Source organism: Novosphingobium taihuense (genome assembly GCF_007830315.1).
In the GTDB taxonomy this organism is placed as follows: domain Bacteria; phylum Pseudomonadota; class Alphaproteobacteria; order Sphingomonadales; family Sphingomonadaceae; genus Novosphingobium; species Novosphingobium taihuense.
This window is the reverse complement of record NZ_VLKJ01000001.1, coordinates 831,246-847,997: the sequence shown is the minus strand read 5'-3', so window position 1 is coordinate 847,997 and position 16,752 is coordinate 831,246. Positions and strand designations below refer to the sequence as shown.

Annotated in this window: 17 protein-coding genes; 13 read left to right on the top strand and 4 right to left on the bottom strand. The window is 60.8% G+C overall.

The annotated features are described in order from the left end of the window. Positions 1 to 15 precede the first annotated feature (15 nt). Together IQ25_RS04090 and IQ25_RS04085 are read right to left on the bottom strand one after the other, a co-directional pair. Entirely contained in the window at positions 16 to 984 is a 969-nt protein-coding gene (locus IQ25_RS04090) for a sugar phosphate isomerase/epimerase family protein (RefSeq protein ID WP_144902546.1), read from the bottom strand. Further along, positions 981 to 2,201 (bottom strand): MFS transporter, encoded by a 1,221-nt coding sequence (locus IQ25_RS04085; RefSeq protein ID WP_220094513.1) that lies wholly within the window; start codon positions 2,199 to 2,201, stop codon positions 981 to 983. Before IQ25_RS04085 ends, IQ25_RS04090 begins: the two co-directional genes overlap by 4 nt. Positions 2,202 to 2,289: 88 nt before the next feature. On the opposite strand from IQ25_RS04085, the gene IQ25_RS04080 reads away from it, so the two are divergent. Then, complete coding sequence (locus tag IQ25_RS04080) at positions 2,290 to 2,829, top strand: gluconate 2-dehydrogenase subunit 3 family protein (protein ID WP_144902540.1); 540 nt, start codon at positions 2,290 to 2,292, stop codon at positions 2,827 to 2,829. Positions 2,830 to 2,844: 15 nt separating this feature from the next. Next, positions 2,845 to 4,536, top strand: a complete 1,692-nt coding sequence (locus IQ25_RS04075) for a GMC oxidoreductase (protein ID WP_144902537.1) — start codon at positions 2,845 to 2,847, stop codon at positions 4,534 to 4,536. 68 nt (positions 4,537 to 4,604) lie between these two features. Here the strand turns inward: IQ25_RS04075 and IQ25_RS04070 are convergent, their stop codons facing one another. Continuing rightward, positions 4,605 to 5,315, bottom strand: a complete 711-nt coding sequence (locus IQ25_RS04070; protein WP_144902535.1) for an SDR family NAD(P)-dependent oxidoreductase — start codon at positions 5,313 to 5,315, stop codon at positions 4,605 to 4,607. A gap of 162 nt (positions 5,316 to 5,477) precedes the next feature. Here IQ25_RS04070 and IQ25_RS04065 point away from each other — a divergent pair, with 162 nt between their 5' ends. The 3 genes from IQ25_RS04065 to IQ25_RS04055 are packed head-to-tail and all read left to right on the top strand — an operon-like array spanning position 5,478 to position 7,747. After that, entirely contained in the window at positions 5,478 to 6,689 is a 1,212-nt protein-coding gene (locus IQ25_RS04065; RefSeq protein ID WP_144902532.1) for a toxic anion resistance protein, read from the top strand. Positions 6,690 to 6,696: 7 nt separating this feature from the next. Next, positions 6,697 to 7,452: a hypothetical protein gene (locus tag IQ25_RS04060; RefSeq protein ID WP_144902529.1), complete on the top strand. Its 756-nt coding sequence runs from the start codon at positions 6,697 to 6,699 to the stop codon at positions 7,450 to 7,452. Position 7,453: 1 nt separating this feature from the next. Then, positions 7,454 to 7,747, top strand: coding sequence for a polyhydroxyalkanoic acid system family protein (locus IQ25_RS04055; RefSeq protein ID WP_144902527.1), 294 nt, complete (start codon positions 7,454 to 7,456; stop codon positions 7,745 to 7,747). Positions 7,748 to 7,753: 6 nt separating this feature from the next. On the opposite strand, the gene IQ25_RS04050 is transcribed toward IQ25_RS04055, so the two are convergent. Continuing rightward, positions 7,754 to 8,215, bottom strand: coding sequence for a DUF2721 domain-containing protein (locus tag IQ25_RS04050; RefSeq protein ID WP_181447163.1), 462 nt, complete (start codon positions 8,213 to 8,215; stop codon positions 7,754 to 7,756). Between the two features lie 209 nt (positions 8,216 to 8,424). Here IQ25_RS04050 and IQ25_RS04045 point away from each other — a divergent pair, with 209 nt between their 5' ends. The 8 genes from IQ25_RS04045 to IQ25_RS04010 all read left to right on the top strand — a co-directional run bounded on the left by IQ25_RS04045 (position 8,425) and on the right by IQ25_RS04010 (position 16,647). Next, positions 8,425 to 9,177, top strand: coding sequence for a DUF4198 domain-containing protein (locus IQ25_RS04045; RefSeq protein WP_144902524.1), 753 nt, complete (start codon positions 8,425 to 8,427; stop codon positions 9,175 to 9,177). A gap of 23 nt (positions 9,178 to 9,200) precedes the next feature. Next, entirely contained in the window at positions 9,201 to 9,584 is a 384-nt protein-coding gene (locus tag IQ25_RS04040; protein ID WP_144902521.1) for a hypothetical protein, read from the top strand. A 7-nt stretch (positions 9,585 to 9,591) separates the two neighbouring features. Then, positions 9,592 to 10,314 carry a HupE/UreJ family protein gene (locus IQ25_RS04035; protein WP_144902519.1) on the top strand — a complete coding sequence of 241 codons (723 nt, stop codon included), beginning with the start codon at positions 9,592 to 9,594 and terminating at the stop codon, positions 10,312 to 10,314. A gap of 14 nt (positions 10,315 to 10,328) precedes the next feature. Then, positions 10,329 to 10,940 carry a hypothetical protein gene (locus IQ25_RS04030; protein WP_144902516.1) on the top strand — a complete coding sequence of 204 codons (612 nt, stop codon included), beginning with the start codon at positions 10,329 to 10,331 and terminating at the stop codon, positions 10,938 to 10,940. 22 nt (positions 10,941 to 10,962) lie between these two features. Next, positions 10,963 to 12,174, top strand: coding sequence for a DUF1624 domain-containing protein (locus tag IQ25_RS04025; protein ID WP_144902513.1), 1,212 nt, complete (start codon positions 10,963 to 10,965; stop codon positions 12,172 to 12,174). A gap of 298 nt (positions 12,175 to 12,472) precedes the next feature. Next, positions 12,473 to 14,647, top strand: coding sequence for a TonB-dependent siderophore receptor (locus IQ25_RS04020; protein WP_144902511.1), 2,175 nt, complete (start codon positions 12,473 to 12,475; stop codon positions 14,645 to 14,647). Positions 14,648 to 14,710: 63 nt separating this feature from the next. Further along, complete coding sequence (locus IQ25_RS04015; RefSeq protein WP_144903193.1) at positions 14,711 to 15,721, top strand: PepSY-associated TM helix domain-containing protein; 1,011 nt, start codon at positions 14,711 to 14,713, stop codon at positions 15,719 to 15,721. Beyond that, positions 15,694 to 16,647: a 2-hydroxyacid dehydrogenase gene (locus tag IQ25_RS04010; RefSeq protein WP_258536940.1), complete on the top strand. Its 954-nt coding sequence runs from the start codon at positions 15,694 to 15,696 to the stop codon at positions 16,645 to 16,647. Before IQ25_RS04015 ends, IQ25_RS04010 begins: the two co-directional genes overlap by 28 nt. The last annotated feature ends 105 nt before the right edge of the window (positions 16,648 to 16,752 follow it).

The window sequence follows — 16,752 nt, the reverse complement described above, 5'->3', positions numbered from 1 at the left end:
GAGGGGCAAATCCTGTCATGCAACGACCTTGCTCAGGAACCCGTGCGATATCGCGACGGCTGCGAGCCGGTCGCGTTCGAAGGGCGGTTCCTGTTCGACAAAGTAGTGCGTAACGCCTGCGGCTTGTGCCGCGGGGAGTATGCGGGACCATTGCAGACGGCCTGAGCCGACTTCAGTGGGGACCTGCTGCATGATGAAGTTGGTCTTGGTCGCCGCTTTCACGTCCTTGACGTGGACTGCTGCCACGCGTCCTTTCAGCCTTCCCAATTCGGTCACGGGATCGCGCCCAGCCGCCGATACCCAGCCGAGATCCAGTTCGAAATTGACCAACCCCGGATCGACCTCGCGCAGCAGGATGTCCCAGCCCGTCTGTTCTCCGGCAAGTGGTTGGAACTCCATGTTGTGGTTGTGATAGCCTAGCCGGATGCCGAACGGTCGCAGCGCGGCTGCGCGTTCATTCAGGATTTGCGCCGTGCGCTTCCAGTGGTCGGGGCCTGCTGCTAGCAGCGCATCGCCGATGGCCTTCTGCACGTTTCCGCCGGAGGGGACTGAGAAGCCCTCGGGCAAGGGGCACAGGGGCAGAAACGCCTGATATATTCCAAGCGTGTTCAGCGCATCGGCAAGCTCCTGGGGCGCTGTCAGCAGATTGATGGAACCACCGTTGAATGGTCCCGGCATGTTCAGATGGATCGAACTGAACCGGACGCCTGCCTTGTCGCCTGCTGCTCGAAGGTCTTTCGGCATGCGGTTGTAGAAGTTTGGAAGTTCGATCTCGGTAAAGCCGATGCTCGCGACGCTGGCCAGCGTACCTTCCAGATCCTTCACCGGCAGATCGCCAAGCGTATATAGCTGCAGCCCTATTGGCTTGCCGATGCGCTTGAAGAAAGGCTTGCCCCGGCCTGCGCGGGCCGATGAGGGCAGCGCGGCGGAAAGTCCTGCCGCACCAAGTGCGCCAAGGATCGAACGACGGTCAGCAAGCATCATGCAGTCTCCAGTTTGCGGTCGGGGCCAGGGGTTGCTGGCCGGAATGCCAGAAGAAGGATCAGCGCGCCCAGGGTCGCAAGGCCAGCCGGAACCAAAAAGACCTTGGAATAATCGGTCACGCCATTGGCGTCGGTCAGGCTGGAAACGAGGGCCGGAAAGGCGAAGCTTGCGACCACATTGCCCGCCCCCAGTATCAGCAGGTTGAAGAGACCCTGCGCGCTCGACCGCACGTCGGTCGGGAAGGCTTCGTCGACGAAGATGTACACGGTCGCAAAGAAGAAGGCGTAGCAGATGCCGTGCAGCAGCTGCACCGCGATGATCGCGGGAATAGAATCCGCAAGGAAGGCAAAGGCAAGGAACCGGGCAGCGTGACCCATGATCCCGACGATCATCGTCGTGCGCCAGCCAAGCCTGGCCAGAACCCGGCCCAGCACCAGCATTGTGATAATTTCTGCCACCTGCCCAAGGCTGAGCACCAGCATCGACAGGTTGCCGGCAATGCCCACGCGATTGGTAAGGTAGGCGTCCGAAAGCACGAAGTAGCCATTGTGGACGATGGAATCGATGAACGTTACGACAAACAGCACCGCGATGACCGGCGTTCTCAGCAGCCCGATGGCGCGTCGCCACGCGAGCTTGTCGACGCTTTCGCTCGTCTTGGGCGGGGTGGGCGGCAACGTCAGCGAGAACACCGCCATCGCAAAGGAAATCGCGGCTGCCACCAGAAAGATCGATCGCACTTCGCTGGCGTCTGCCTGAGCGCCAAGCAGAAATACAAACGGCCAACTCGCCATGATCCAGCCGACCGTGCCGCCAGAACGCACCGTGCCAAAGTCGCTTGGCTTTTCAAGATTGGCAAAGGCCATCGTGTTCGAGACCGACAGGGTCGGCACATAGACAAGGCTGTAAATCAGGAAACAAGTGAAGAATGTCCCGAATGTCGTGCTGAACGCAACGCCGAGCAGGGCCAGACCGCCAATGGCATGACTGCCGGCGAGAAACCGTTCGGCCGCAAACCGGCGATCAGCAAACTGGTTCGAGAAGAAGATGCCAACGATCGAGGCAATCCCCCAGCATGTGCCGACCAGTCCCTGCTGCCCGGCATCGAACCCCAGCATCCCCATGTAGGGAAAAAGCTTCGGCGCCCATGCACCCCAGACGGCGACTTGCAGCGCCATCATGACGAACAGACGCAGCTTCAATGATAGCGTTGACAATCTGTGATTCCCCATCCCATATCTGTTTTGACAACGTTGCCAAAATTTTTGGACAACACAACACCTGATCGGGGCGGGAGAGATATCGATGCAAGCGTCAGCGTTGAATCGCCGTGAGACCCTTGGCGGCCTGGCTGCACTTCTTGGGGCTTCCACCTTGCCTGCAGATGTGCTGGCCAAGGCTGCAAAAGCAGACGTGCGCCTGCCTGCGCCGATCCAGTCGCTTGCCAGTGCCTATGCTGATACACTGATGCCGCGGACAGATACGCCAGGCGCGGTCGACGCCGGCGTTCCCAGGCTTTTTGCAGCGCTGCTTGCGGATTGGGCATCGCCGCAAACCCGTGCGAGCGTGCTCGAAGCCTTGCAGAAGATCGATGGGGCAGCCGGCACAGGCGGCTTCGCGGCAAAGTCTGCGGCTCAACGCAGGGCCATGCTTGCGCCATACGATCAGGCCAACTTTGCCGACACCGGCTATCGGCGCCTGCGGGAACTCATGCTGGTGCTTTATTACTCGAGCGAGCCGGGCGCGACCGTTGAATTGCGCTACGAACACGCACCGGGCGCTTTCGAACCGTCGGTTCCTATCACCGCACAGACCCGTGCCTGGGCTGGCGCCGGATATATCTGAGAGGGAGGCGGGACAATGTTTGACGCCATTGTGGTCGGATCAGGAATGAGCGGCGGAATCGCTGCCAAGGAACTTTGCGAGCGTGGACTGAAGACGCTGGTGATTGAGCGCGGTCGCAAGCTCGAGCATGGTGCGTCGTACACAGACTCACTGCAGCCTTGGGAAGTGCCAAATGGCGGCGGTATCCCAGAAGAGGAACTCGCCCGCGATTATCCGATCCAGCGGCAGTGTTATGCCGTGTCCACTGCCACGCAGCAATATTGGGTCAAGGACAGCGAGCACCCTTACGAGACGCCGGAGGGCAAGCCGTTCTCATGGATCAGGGGCTACCACCTTGGAGGACGCTCGATCATGTGGGGCCGCCAGACCTATCGCATGTCGGAAATGGATCTTCAGGCCAACGCGCTCGATGGCCACGGCGCGGACTGGCCGATCCGTTATGCCGATCTGGCGCCGTGGTACGATCATGTCGAACGATTCATTGGCGTGTCCGGCTCGCGTGAAGGGCTGGATCAGTTGCCGGACGGTGAATTCCTGCCGGCAATGCCGATGAACGATGCCGAGAAGATGTTCAAGGCGAAGGTCGAGCAGGCCTTCCCTGACCGCAAGGTCATAATTGGCCGCTGCGCCCATCTTACCGAAACACGGCCCCACCACGAAGAACTGGGCCGCAATCCCTGCCAGTACCGTTCGCTTTGCGAACGCGGCTGCTCATATGGCGCCTATCATTCGAGCCTTTCGTCGTCCCTGCCGGCTGCCGAGCGCACCGGTAACCTGACGATCGTGACCGATTCGATCGTCCATTCCGTGATTACCGATCCCAAGACCGGGAAAGCCACCGGTGTGCGGGTCATCGATCAGAACACGCGCGAAGCCCGTACTTACGATGCGCGCATCGTATTCCTTTGCGCGTCGACAATCGGCACCGCGCAGATCCTGCTCAATTCGCGCTCGGACAAGAACCCCCGTGGGCTTGCCAATTCGTCGGACATGGTCGGACGCAACCTGATGGACCACATCTACGGCGTGGGCGTATCAGGCACAGTGCAGGGACCGGATACCTACTACCGCGGCCGGCGCCCCAACGGATTGTACATTCCACGCTTCTACAACCTCCCCGGAAAACAGAGCGAGGTCGACTTCATTCGCGGCTTTGGCTTCCAGGGCGCCATGCAACGTGTGAACTGGCGACAGATGGCCACGTCTCAGCCCGGGATCGGGGAAGAGCTGAAGGCCCGTGTCCGCAAGCCCGGCCCGTGGATGGCATTCTTTGGCGGATTCGGGGAGATGCTGCCCAATCCGGACAATCGGGTCACGCTCCATGCCAGCAAGGTGGACAAGTGGGGAATCCCGCTGGTCAACATCGACTGCACCCACGGAGAGAACGAGAAGAAGATTGTTTCGCGCATTCTTGTCGATGGCAAGGCGATGCTCGAAGCGGTCGGCGCAACAAACATCCAGGTGAGGGAAAAAATCAACCCGCCGGGTCTGGGCATTCACGAAATGGGCACCGCCTGCATGGGCAAGGACCCGCGCAATTCGGTGTTGAACGCCTATAATCAGGCGCATGACGTGCCGAACCTGTTCATTACGGACGGAGCTGCCATGGCGTCAAGCGGATGCCAGAATCCGTCGCTGACCTACATGGCGCTGTCTGCCCGCGCCGCATTCCACGCCAGTGAATTCATGAAGGCCGGAACCATTTGATCGGCTGCAGGCAAGGAACGGCTATTACGCAATGACTTGTCAACGGTGCAATGGCGGTCGATTTCCGCTCAGAACGCAATGTCGCTGCCGTCCCACGCAATGAGATTCCCGGACCGTTCGGGCGTCAGGCCCTCGATGACGTCGAGCAGGTGCCTGGCAGAGCGCTCGGGCGTGAACAGCTTTTCGGGGGGGACGCCGCGCTGGAACGGGCGGGACAGGGGCGTATCGACGGTGCCTGGATGCAAGGTTACGGCGACGGCCTGCGAATGGCTGCGCGACAGTTCTATCGCGAGGGTGCGAAACAGCATGTTAAGCGCGGCTTTGGAGGCCCGGTAGGAGTGCCAGCCGCCGAGGCGGTTGTCCGAGATCGATCCAACCCGCGCGGAAATGGCGGCAAGGACGGCGCGTCTGTCTCTAGGCAATATTGGCAGGACATGGCGGGCAATCGATGCAGGGCCGATGGCGTTGATCGCGAACATATCTGCCATACCCTCTGCTCCAAGCGCGCGCCATGATTTCTCCGGGCCCGTGCCGTCCTGTCTCACCAGACGTCCCGTGGCGATGATGACGAGATCGAGCGTTCCGCCGATGTCTGCGCAGGCGGCTGCGATGGAGGCTTCATCGCGCAGATCAAACTGGTGCGGAACGACTTTGCCGTTAGCGGTCACCGGCGACCGCGCCAGGGCGTGGACTTCGCCGACGTCTTCACGAGCGGCAAGCAGGGTGGTCAAGGCGGCGCCGATCCCGCCGCTCGCGCCAAAAATGGCGCAGCGTTTCATCCGTGTCATCATGCCGTTGATGGACCTGTGGGAACGCTCCGTCGATATGGCCCAAGGCGCTGTGCTGTGTTGCGGGTATAAGACAGCTTGCGCGCGACCGCGCGAGATACCATGTTGCCGAGATACTTGTTGAACGCGTCCATTACCGAAAGTCCGATAACGATGGCTTCGACCCAGACTGAAACCGCCACGATGAGCCCGATTACCCTGACCCCGCCTGATCCGGTGCCGGTGGTCGCACCCGCACAGGCGGCGGGGCTGGTACCGGTTTCGGACGAGAACCGCTCCAAGCTGGAAGCCAAGGTTGACGCTTTCGTCGCCGATCTCGTGTCAGTCGATGCCCAGAGTCCGGAATTCGGCAAGAAGGTCGACCAGCTGACCAACATGGGGCGCAAGGAGATTTCGCAGGCGGCGGGCATGGCGAACCGGTTTCTCGACCGGCCAATCCGCGCGATGGACAAGGATAGCGGCGTCGGTGCCGATCTTGCCGCGTTGCGCCGAACGATCGAGGATCTCGATCCGGGCCGCCAGGGCAACCTGTCGTCGGGCCGCAAGTTCCTGGGCATCATCCCCTTTGGCAACAGCCTGAAGAAGTATTTCGACGGCTACACCTCGGCACAGGGTCACATAAAGTCGATCCTCGAACGCCTTGCCTCGGGCAAGGACGAGCTGCTGATGGACAATGCCGCGATCGACGTGGAGCGCCAGAAGCTGTGGGAAGCGATGGGCAACCTCGAGCAGATGATCCACATTTCCAAGACGCTCGACGCCAAGCTCGAGGAGGCTGCCGCCGATCTCGATCACACGGATCCGGCCAAGGCCAAGGCGATCCGCGAAAGCGCGCTGTTCTATACGCGCCAGCGCACGCAGGACCTCCTTACGCAGATGGCGGTAACGGTACAGGGCTATCTTGCGCTTGATCTGGTCAAGAAGAACAATGTCGAACTGGTCAAGGGCGTGGACCGCGCCAGCACGACGACGGTGGCGGCGCTGCGCACGGCGGTGACCGTGGCCCAGGCGATGACCAACCAGCGGCTGGTGTTGCAGCAGATCACCGCGCTGAACACCACGACCGCAAACATGATCGATTCCACCGGCAAGCTCCTGCGCGAGCAGACCGGCAAGATCCACGAAATGGCGGCATCGAGCACGATCCCGCTGGAAACATTGCAGCGCGCCTTCCAGAACATCTACGACACGATGGACACGATCGACACATTCAAGCTGAAAGCGCTGGACTCGATGAAGCAAACGGTGACCACGCTTTCTGGCGAGGTCGAGAAGTCGAAGGGCTACATCGCACGGGCGGAAGGTGCGGCGCAGGCCAAGCTGGCAGGGCCGGAGACGTCCCCGCTGCTGACGCTGGAGGGCTGAGCGGCCAATGGCCAATTCCCCGGCACACGAAAGCGACCGCATTCTGGAACAGGCGCGCTCATCACTTGTCCGCCAGCAGGCGGGCGGGCGGCGTAGCATCGGCAGGCGCTCGGCAGAATTGAAGCGCCAGCATTTTGGCAAGAAGGCGGCGCGCATGGCAATGTCGGTCGGCGTCTTGATCGTCGGAGCGATGGTTGCCGGAATGATCCTGAACGGCATCGGCGTGACCGGCGTGATGGTGCTGGGTCTCGCCATTGTGGCGGCGCTTTGGTTCTTCGCGACATTTCCAAAGATGAAGGTGCCCGAGCTGTCTGCGCTCAACACCGGTGATGTCCGCACGATGGTCGGGCGGACAGAACTGTGGCTTGAGGCGCAGCGTCCTGCGCTGCCTGCGCCTGCGGTGCAGCTGGTGGACCAGATCGGCGTGCAGCTTGATGGGCTCGGGCTGCAACTTGAGGGTATCGATCCGGCTGAGCCTGCGGTTGCCGAAGTGCGCAAGCTGGTAGGTGAACACTTGCCAGGCATGGTCGAAAGCTATCGCAAGATCCCGCAGAACCTGCGTCGCGAGGAGCGGGGCGGACGCAATGCGGATCAGCAACTGGCCGACGGTCTGGGCAAGATCAGCAAGGAGATCGACGAGATTGCGCGTCAGCTGGCCGTCGGCGATCTTGATGCACTGGCGGTTCGCGGACGGTATCTGGACTATCGCTACGGCGAGGGTCTAGAGGCTGCGCCTCAGCTTGAAGCTCCGAAGGTTCCTTAAGATGCGTATCGCCATTCCCCACTCGCTCGATCGCGACGAAGCGCGCAGGCGTCTGCGCGAGAAGGCGGCGCAGGCTGCTGCCAAGGCCGAGGGCATGGCAACGGTGACGACCAGCTTCAGCGACGACGACCACATGGTGATGACCGTCAGCGCGATGGGCTACACGCTCGATTGCGGGGTTGAACTGGCCGAGAAGGAACTGGTGGTCGAGGTCGATATCCCCGCCAGCCTCGGCTTTGCCAAGCGCATGATCGAGGGCATGATCCGCGAGAAGAGCGAGAAGCTGCTGACCTGATGCCGGTCAGATGTCGCGTTCAAGCTCCAGCAGTTCCTGCGGCAGGCGCAAGGAGTTTGCAGCTATGCGTGTTTCCATGAGCAGGTAGACGAGCGCGGTCATCAACAGGGCGATGGCCGCCGAGAAGGTGAGGCCGGTGAACGCGCCGGTTTCCAGAACGGTCATTTCGCCGATGAACAGCGAGCCGACCGTGATGCCGATGGCAAGGCCCGAGATCACCAGCAGCAGCAGCGCTCGTCCGATCAGGTGGATGCGCCGGTCGACGTAGCGGATCTCGATCACCACGACATCGTGCTCGCGCCCGGTGGTGGTCGCGTGCTGGGCCTGCAGGGTGCGCGAGCGATCGACGATCCGGCCGAGGCGCGTCGTGAGGATGTTCATGATGTTGCCGATGGCGACGAGCACGAAAACAGGGGCCAGCGCAAGCTGGATGGTCTGGGCGATCACGCCGGTGTGGGCGGCAGTCATGGCGTTTCTCGCTGAGGCACGGCGCCGTTTGACACGAGGTGGCGGTGCGCGGCAAGCAGGATACGTCTGCGCCCGGATTATGCTTCTCGGTGGTGCTTGTGCGACAGAATCTTGCTGAGGTGCCAACATCTTCGATAGGATACGCCGCTAGGGTGGCATAAGCTGGTCATGCCGGAACGCTCCGGCCAGTCAGTCCGGAGTTCGCCCCGATGCGCAGGATTTCCCGTTACATTTCAGCAGGCCTTGCGGTAGCAACGCTAGCTGCCGCGATTACCTCGACGTCCGCACAGGCGCACGCAATCTGGTTTGCGCAACGGGCGCGGCAACTGGCGCTGGTCTATGGCGTGGGTGCCGACGATCTCGATGCGGTCAAGCGTTTGCCACTGGTCAAGGCGGTCAAGGGCTTCGATGCGGACGGAATGCCTGTGAATACATCACTGCGCGCGGCAGGTGCCATTCCCGTTGTTGACAGCGACGAGCCGGTGGCCATCGTGGCTGCGGAAATGGACTATGGCATCTGGTCGAAGGACCCCTCGGGCGAATGGCACAACAAGGGCCGCGATGAGGTGCTTGGTGCCACGGTGAGCGAGCACAACTTCAAGTATGCCGTGCACCTGACGCAGCAGCCGACCAAGCCGGTGCCGCTGATCGCAGGCCACAAGCTCCAGCTTGTCCCCGCAGCGACAGCCATTCCGCAGAAGATGGGTGAGCCGATCAAGGTGCGCGCATTCTATGACGGCAAGCCTATCGCGGGTGTCGATATCCAGAATGACTATGTCAACGACCCGGATCAGGTTCCGCTGAAGACCGATGCCGAAGGTTACGCGACGATTCCGGTCCGCAACCAAGGTTTGAACGTGCTCATGGCGATCTATGTTGGCCCGAGCGACAATCCCGCGAAGTACGAGCGCATGGAATATCGCGCTTCGCTTTCCTTCGTTCTGCCCCACCTGCCGGAATGATCGGCTCGTCACGGAGAATTGCAATGAACGCAAAATCGATCTTCGCCGCAATCACCGGTCTCTCGCTCGTCGCCATGCCAGTCTGCGCAAGCGCGCACGGCTCGATGAAGCCCAGCCACGGTGGCATCGTTACCATGTCGGGCGAGACCATGGTCGAATTGGTCCGCGGCAGCAAAGGTGTCGACGTCTATGTAAGCGAGGAAGATGAGCCGATCGCAGCATCGGGCCTCAATGCAAAGCTCACCGTCACCGCTGCGGGGGAAAAGAAGGATGCACCACTTGTGGCACAGTCGGGCAACAAGCTGTCCGCTGCCGGTCTCAAGGTTCCAACGGGTGCCAAGGTCGTGGTGGCCTTGATCGACAAGCGTGATGGAGCCAAGACCTTCGCCACGTTCTTGGTAAAGTGAGGCGCTGATGTCGCGTCTGGCCTTTTCTCTCCCGGCAAATACGCTGCGGTGGATCGGCTGGGTTGCGGCACTGCTGGTCATCACTGCCATCCGGTCGGCGGCTCACGCACACGGCGTCGGCGAGGATGACCGGGCCTTTATCGAGGGCGCATCGGGCACTGCGATCGGCCCTTACATGTATCTCGGCGCCAAGCACATGGTGACGGGGTATGACCACCTCCTGTTTCTGGTCGGCGTGATCTTCTTCCTTTACCGGATGAAGGATGTGGGGGCCTACGTCACGCTCTTTGCGATTGGCCACAGCACTACGCTCTTGCTTGGCGTCCTGTTCGATATTCGCGCCAATCCCTATCTGGTCGATGCGATCATTGGACTGTCCGTTGTCTACAAGGCGCTCGACAATCTAGACGGGTTCCGCACGCTCTTGGGTTGGACACCTAATCCAAAGGCGGCGGTTCTTGTGTTTGGCTTTTTCCATGGCTTTGGCCTTGCGACCAAGCTGCAGGACCTGACACTGTCACGCGATGGCATGGTGCCCAATCTGGTGAGCTTCAATTTCGGAGTGGAACTCGGACAGTTCATTGCGCTGGGTGCAGTCCTGATCCTGATGAACCTGTGGCGGACGACAGATAGCTTCCGTCGTGGTGCAGTTGCCGCCAATTCAGCGCTGATGTGTGCAGGCTTCGTGCTCGTCGGCTACCAGCTGACGGGATATCTCGTATTGGCCTGACGAAGGGACATCTGATGACTCACGTGACTGCCGTGTTGCCAGCTGATCGGATCGTTGTATCTCGCCGCGCCCTCGGCAAGGCGACCGGTGCTGCTGCGATTGCGGCATCCGTCATCCTCGTGCTGTTCGTGCTTCCTGCTGAATATGGTATCGATCCGACCGGTGTGGGGCGCTTGACCGGGATCGCCGCCATGGCTTCCGGGCCGGAGGTGGCCGGAAAGCCCGTGCCGGCCGATGCTCCTGCTGCAAACCTTGCCGTTCCTTCGAAGGCTACGATCCTTCGCGAAGGTGATCTGCGAAGCGACGAGATGATGCTGAAGCTTGCGCCGCACAGCGGGCAGGAAGTGAAAGCGCATATGAAGGCAGGTGACGGGTTCGTGTTCGAATGGTCGAGCGTAGGTGGCCCGGTCAAGGCCGACATGCACGGCGAGAAGGTGAATGCTGCCGAAGGCGAATTCACCAGCTATTGGGAAGAGAAGCAGATGAGCGGCGGTAAGGGGGAGTTTACCGCTCCTTTTGCCGGGACGCATGGCTGGTACTTCCGCAACAAGGGCGACACGCCCGTGACGGTCAAGGTGAGGACAACGGGGTTCTACAAGGACCTGTTCCTGCCTGCAGTCGAATGACGAGACGAAGAGGGGAGCCGAAATGACCACGATCACCGCCGAGAGCCAGTCTTTCGCACCAGCGGTTGCCGAACCGGCCAACACGGCTGTAGCCCGAACCCGATTGCTGGCTATCGATGCCCTGCGCGGCTTGGTCATGCTGTTCATGCTTGTCGACCATGTTCGCGAGACGTTCTTCCTGCACCTGCAGGTGACCGATCCGGTCGATGCCAACACCACCGATCCGGGGCTGTTCTTCACACGCCTGCTCTCGACCTTCTGTGCACCGACCTTCGTTGCACTGACCGGGCTTTCGGCCTGGCTCTATGGCCAGTCGCACACCAAGAAGGAGGTTAGCGAGTTTCTGCTCAAGCGCGGGCTGTTCCTGATCTTCCTAGAGCTCACGGTGATCTGCCTTGCCTGGCCGACGCAGACATTCGAGTTTCCGCCTGCCCGCTTCTGGCTGCAGGTAATCTGGGCGATCGGCATCTCTATGGTGGCGCTTTCGGCATTGATCTATCTGCCGCGCAAGGGCCAGTTTGCCGTAGGCTTGGCGATCGTGTGCCTGCACAACCTCCTCGATGGCATTGTGCTGACCCCGCAGGACAGCGGCTACGCGATCTGGGCGGTGCTGCACCAGCGCACCGTGATCGACCTCGGGATGGGGCTGACGGCCAAGACGACCTATCCGGTCCTGCCGTGGATCGGCGTGATCCTGCTGGGCTATGCCTGCGGGCCGTGGTTCGGGAAGGGCAGCGACCCGGCTTTGCGGTTGAAGCGGCTCGTAAGGCTCGGCGTCGGGATGATCCTCGCCTTCGTGGCGATCCGCTATGCCAATGTCTATGGCGACAAGCCGTGGTTTGTTGCAGACAGTCAGATTCGCACGCTGATGAGCTTTCTTGCGCTGACCAAGTATCCGCCCTCACTGCTGTTCCTGCTGCCGACGGTGGGAACGGGCGTGCTGCTGCTCGCGCTGTTCGAGAAGTATCAGGACAGCGCGGTCCTGCCGCATCTGGCCTATCTCGGCGGCGCACCGATGTTCTTCTACATTCTCCACCTCTACACGCTGAAGGCGATCTACCACATTGCGTTGGCGCTCTACGGACCAGTCAAGGGCACAGTGTTTGGCGTGGACAACCTCTCGACCGTATGGATCTGGGTCTTCGCGCTGATCGTGCCGCTTTATCTGCCGACGCGCTGGTTTGCGGGGGTCAAGCAGCGCCGCAAGGACATCTGGTGGCTCAAGTATCTGTAACGGCACGGGAACGCCGCAAGATATGCAGGCCGGGGCGAAAGCTCCGGCCTTTTTCGTGGCGGGATGTGTCAAAACCGGGACGGCACAAAACGCCCCTGTCACGCCGTTTTCACAATTATAATCCGCTGAAACCACTTCCTTCGACGCAACATTCGCATGAGGACGCATAGCCTCGGGACATAACAGAACAAGACGCAGGACGGCTCAGACGATGATTTCTCTTGAGCTCCATGATACAATGTTACATGGACCAAGGGGGATCTGTGAATGCACATCACAGATGAGGGGTGAAGTTGCGATGAAGACTATGTCCGCAGTAAAGGGCGCGCTGATTGCCGGCGTGGCCATGGGAACGATGCCGATGGCGGCTTTGGCGCAATCCGCCGCCGCTGTTGAAGAGGAAGCGGCTCCAGCCGAGGAAATGGTGGTCGTCGGCCAGCGACAGCAGTATCGTGGTGACGTGCCGCTTGCGGCAGTGCCGCAGACGGTGCAGGTGATCGACGCCAAGACTCTGCAAGATCTCAACATCACCCGCCTTGACGCCGCACTCGACCTTGCCAGTGGTATCGCCCGGCAGAACAATTTCGGCGGATTGTGGGATGCCTTTGCGGTTCGCGGTTTTGCAGGCGATGAGAACTTCCCCTCGGGCTTTCTCGTCAACGGCTTTAACGGTGGCCGTGGCTATGGTGGCCCACGCGATGCTTCGAACATCGAGAAGATAGAAGTCCTCAAGGGGCCAAACGGCGCTGTCTTCGGGCGTGGCGAGCCGGGCGGTACCGTAAATATCATCACCAAGAAGGCCAAGCTCGACGGGAACTTCGGCTCGTTCGCGCTTTCGGGCGGCAGCTGGAACAATTATCGCGTCGAAGGGGACTACAATCTCCAGATCAGCGACACGCTAGCAGTGCGCGTGAATGGCGCGGTGCAGGACGGCGACAGCTATCGTGACACGGTGCATTCGACCAAGTACGTCGCTTCGCCGTCGATCCTGTTCAAGCCGAGCAGCAGCACAAGTCTGTCGTACGAGATGGAATTCGTGGACAACAAAGTGCCGTTCGATCGTGGTGTGCTGGCGGTGAACGGCAAGCTAGGTGTCATTCCGAACTCGCGATTTCTGGGTGAGCCGGGCGATGGCCCGATCCGGGTGAAGGTGCTCGGCCATCAAGTGCAATTGCAGCAAAAGCTAAGCAGCGATTGGTACTTCCTCGCCGGGTTTGGATACCGCGATACCAGCTTTGAAGGATTCTCGACCGAAGCGGAGCTTGCTCTTGGTCGTCAGATCCTCGACAATGACGGCACCAATCTTGCTCGCCAGCGCCGGTATCGTGATTACAGCACGACAAATACTACCGTCCGTGGAGAGATCTCTGGCAAGGTCTATACTGGCCCGATCACGCATCACGTGCTGTTTGGTGCTGACTGGGATCGCTTCCACATCGATTCTCTCCAGAAGCGCTATCGTCCGCCTGCTTATACTGCAGGGGCTGCGATCACGGCGGCGAATAACGCGGTCAACATCTTCAATCCGGTTTATGGACAGTTGCCGGTGCCAACCGCAACGATCACCAACACCGATGAAGTCCAGAAGTCCTACGGCATCTATTTCCAAGACCAGATGGATTTCACGGACACGATCAAGGTCCGTCTTGGCGGGCGTTGGGACCACTTCAACCAAGTGGTGCTCAACCGGTCGGCGGCACTTTCGGTAACCAATCCGATCAACAGCACCAAGGAGCGTTTCAGCCCGACTGCCGGGGTGCTGTTCAAAGTCACGGATTCGCTCTCGCTCTACGGCGGATATGGCAAGGGCTTCCGGCCGAATAGCGGCACCGATTTCTCGAGCAATCCTTTTGCTCCCGAAACCAGCCGTTCATTCGAAGTGGGTGCGCGCTTTGCTACGCCGGGCGATGCCATCAGTGCATCGGTTGCAGCCTACACCATGAAGAAAAACAACATCCTCACATCGGACCCCGATCCAAACCATAGTGGTTTTTCGATTGCCGGGGGTGAAGCTCGCTCACGCGGGATTGAGGCAGACTTCACAGCCAATCTGCCGGGCGATCTCATGGTCCTCGCCACCTATGCCTATACCGATGCGGTGTGGACGACACAGGCGGGCGACAAGGACTTCAATCTGCTGATCAATCCGGGCGACCCGCTGATCAATATCCCCAAGCATGCCGCCAACCTGATTGTGAACAAGGGCTTCCTGATTGGTGGACAGCGCTTCACGTTTGGCGGCGGGATCAACTATGTTGGTAAGCGTCTGGGTGAAACGGGTGCCCCGTTCTATCTCCCGGGTTATGTGCTGACTCGACTGATGGCCAGCTATGAGCCAGCCGATAACGTCAAGATCACTGCCGATGTCACGAACCTTTTCGACAAGCAGTACTACTCGGCGTCGTATTCCAAGTTCTGGATTGCGCCAGGCGCGCCACGCGCTTTCACCGTCAGGGCTTCGTTCTCGTTCTGATGTGAAGACAGGCTGGGTTGCCGGGGTCACCGCTCCGGCAACCCGACCGATCAAGGAGGCATGATGCAACGCAGCGGCTTCCTTGCCTGGCATCGCCGATTGGCGCTGCTGTTTGCGCCTCTGCTCCTGCTGCAGGCATTGACCGGAGCGGCCCTGCTGTTTCGCGAGCCTCTGGCAGGCTGGCTTGGGCCCAATGCGTCCGAGCTTCCTGTGCGGCCCGTTTCTGATCTGGCCAGGGCAGCGGGCTCCACAGGAGCACGGCTCGACCGGCTGTTCCTTCCACTCGGGCCCGGTTATCCCGCCACGGCGCAGATGACCGGCCCGGATGGACATGACGTCTATGCCGCGATCGATCCCGGTTCCGCTACACTTCTGCGGCAGGGAACCATCCTTGCTTTTCCTCTCGAAGCGGCACTGCAGTGGCATTATCGGCTCATGGCCGGAACTGCTGGGCTCACCGTGGTCGCGCTCAACGCTATCGCGTTGCTGCTCATCTGCGGTACCGGGTTACGCTTCTGGTGGCCAAGCAAAGGGCGCATCGTCAAGGCGTTGGCCATAAATCCTCGCATGCCACCACGGGTGCGGTTGCGGCACTGGCATCGCAGCGGCGGGGTGGCCACTGCCATCGTGGTGCTGTTCAGCGCAATGACCGGGCTGTTGCTTGTGGTTCCTGATCTTCTGCCTGCGGGCAAGTCCGCTCAATCTGCACCCGTTGTCACAACCGGAGCGCAGATCGATGCCGCCATCGACGTAGCGCAACGGGCATTTCCGCACGCGCGTATTCGCGACGTACGCTTTCCCAAGGCCGACCGGCTAGACATCAACTTTCTGGCCCCAGAGGATGGGCCGCGCTCGGTTCACGTCGTCTCCGTCCGATTGTCGCAGCCTGAACTGCTCAAGGCTTTGCCTGCCGAGGGCAATCCGGTGCTGTGGATGAAGGTGCTGCCCTTGCACGCGGGCGACAGTTTCGGGCTGGTTGGGCGCCTGTTGCTGCTGGCAGAGGCGCTGATCCTTGCGGCGCTGGCAATCACTGGGCCGCTGATGTGGTGGCAGAAGAGGATCCGCTCGAAGTGACCCTGCTCTATCACGGACTGGAAGAGCGCGGACGCGTTTGGTGCGATATCGCCACGCGGCGCGTTCCGGAGATCCCGTTCCTGCGGTGGGGGCATGATGACGTCGACCCGCTAGCTGTGCGCTACATCGCAGCGTGGAACGCGCCTCCTGAGTTCATCGCGCAGTTTCCCAATCTCGAGATCCTGTTCAGCGTCGGTGCCGGGATCGACCAGTTGCCGCTGGCTGCGCTGCCGCCCCAGGTGCGGGTGGTGCGCATGGTAGAGCAGGGGATCATCACCGGCATGGCCGAATATGTCGCAATGGCCTGCCTTGCGTTGCATCGCGATCTGCCATTCTTCATTTCCGAGCAGCGTGCGGGCCGGTGGTCGTACCGGCATACGCGGCTCGCTTCGGAAAGTCGTGTCGGGATCATGGGCCTGGGCGAGTTGGGACGGGCGTCGCTGGAGATGCTGCGGCCGCTCGGCTTTCCGCTATCCGGCTGGAGCAGATCGGCGCGCACGATCGAGGGTGTCACGTGCTTTGCTGGTGAGGCAGGGTTTGACGCATTTCTTGCGCAGACGGACATCCTCATCTGCCTGCTGCCGCTGACAGAGGGCACCCGCGGAATTCTATGCCGCGAGACCTTCGCAAAAATGCCAGTGGGCAGCGCGGTAGTAAATGCTGGGCGGGGTGGGCATCTGGTGGCCAACGACCTTATCGCGGCGCTGGATTCAGGGCAGTTGCGCGCGGCGATGCTCGACGTCACCAGCCCCGAGCCGCTGCCTGAAACCCACGCATTCTATCGCCATCCCGCGATTTTCCTGACGCCTCACGTGGCGGCGGAAACGCGACATGAGACTGCCGGAAACGTGCTGGCAGACAATCTTGAGCGATTGCTGGCGGGCGAGGCGATGCTTGGCGAAGTTGACCGGACGCGCGGCTATTGAGGCACGGCATGTCCTGCCGTGAACCCTTCGCAAAAAGTGCTGGGACGGGTCTCGAACGGCTGCGAACGGATGCAAGTTCCGACCCGCCAATGGTGCTATAACTGG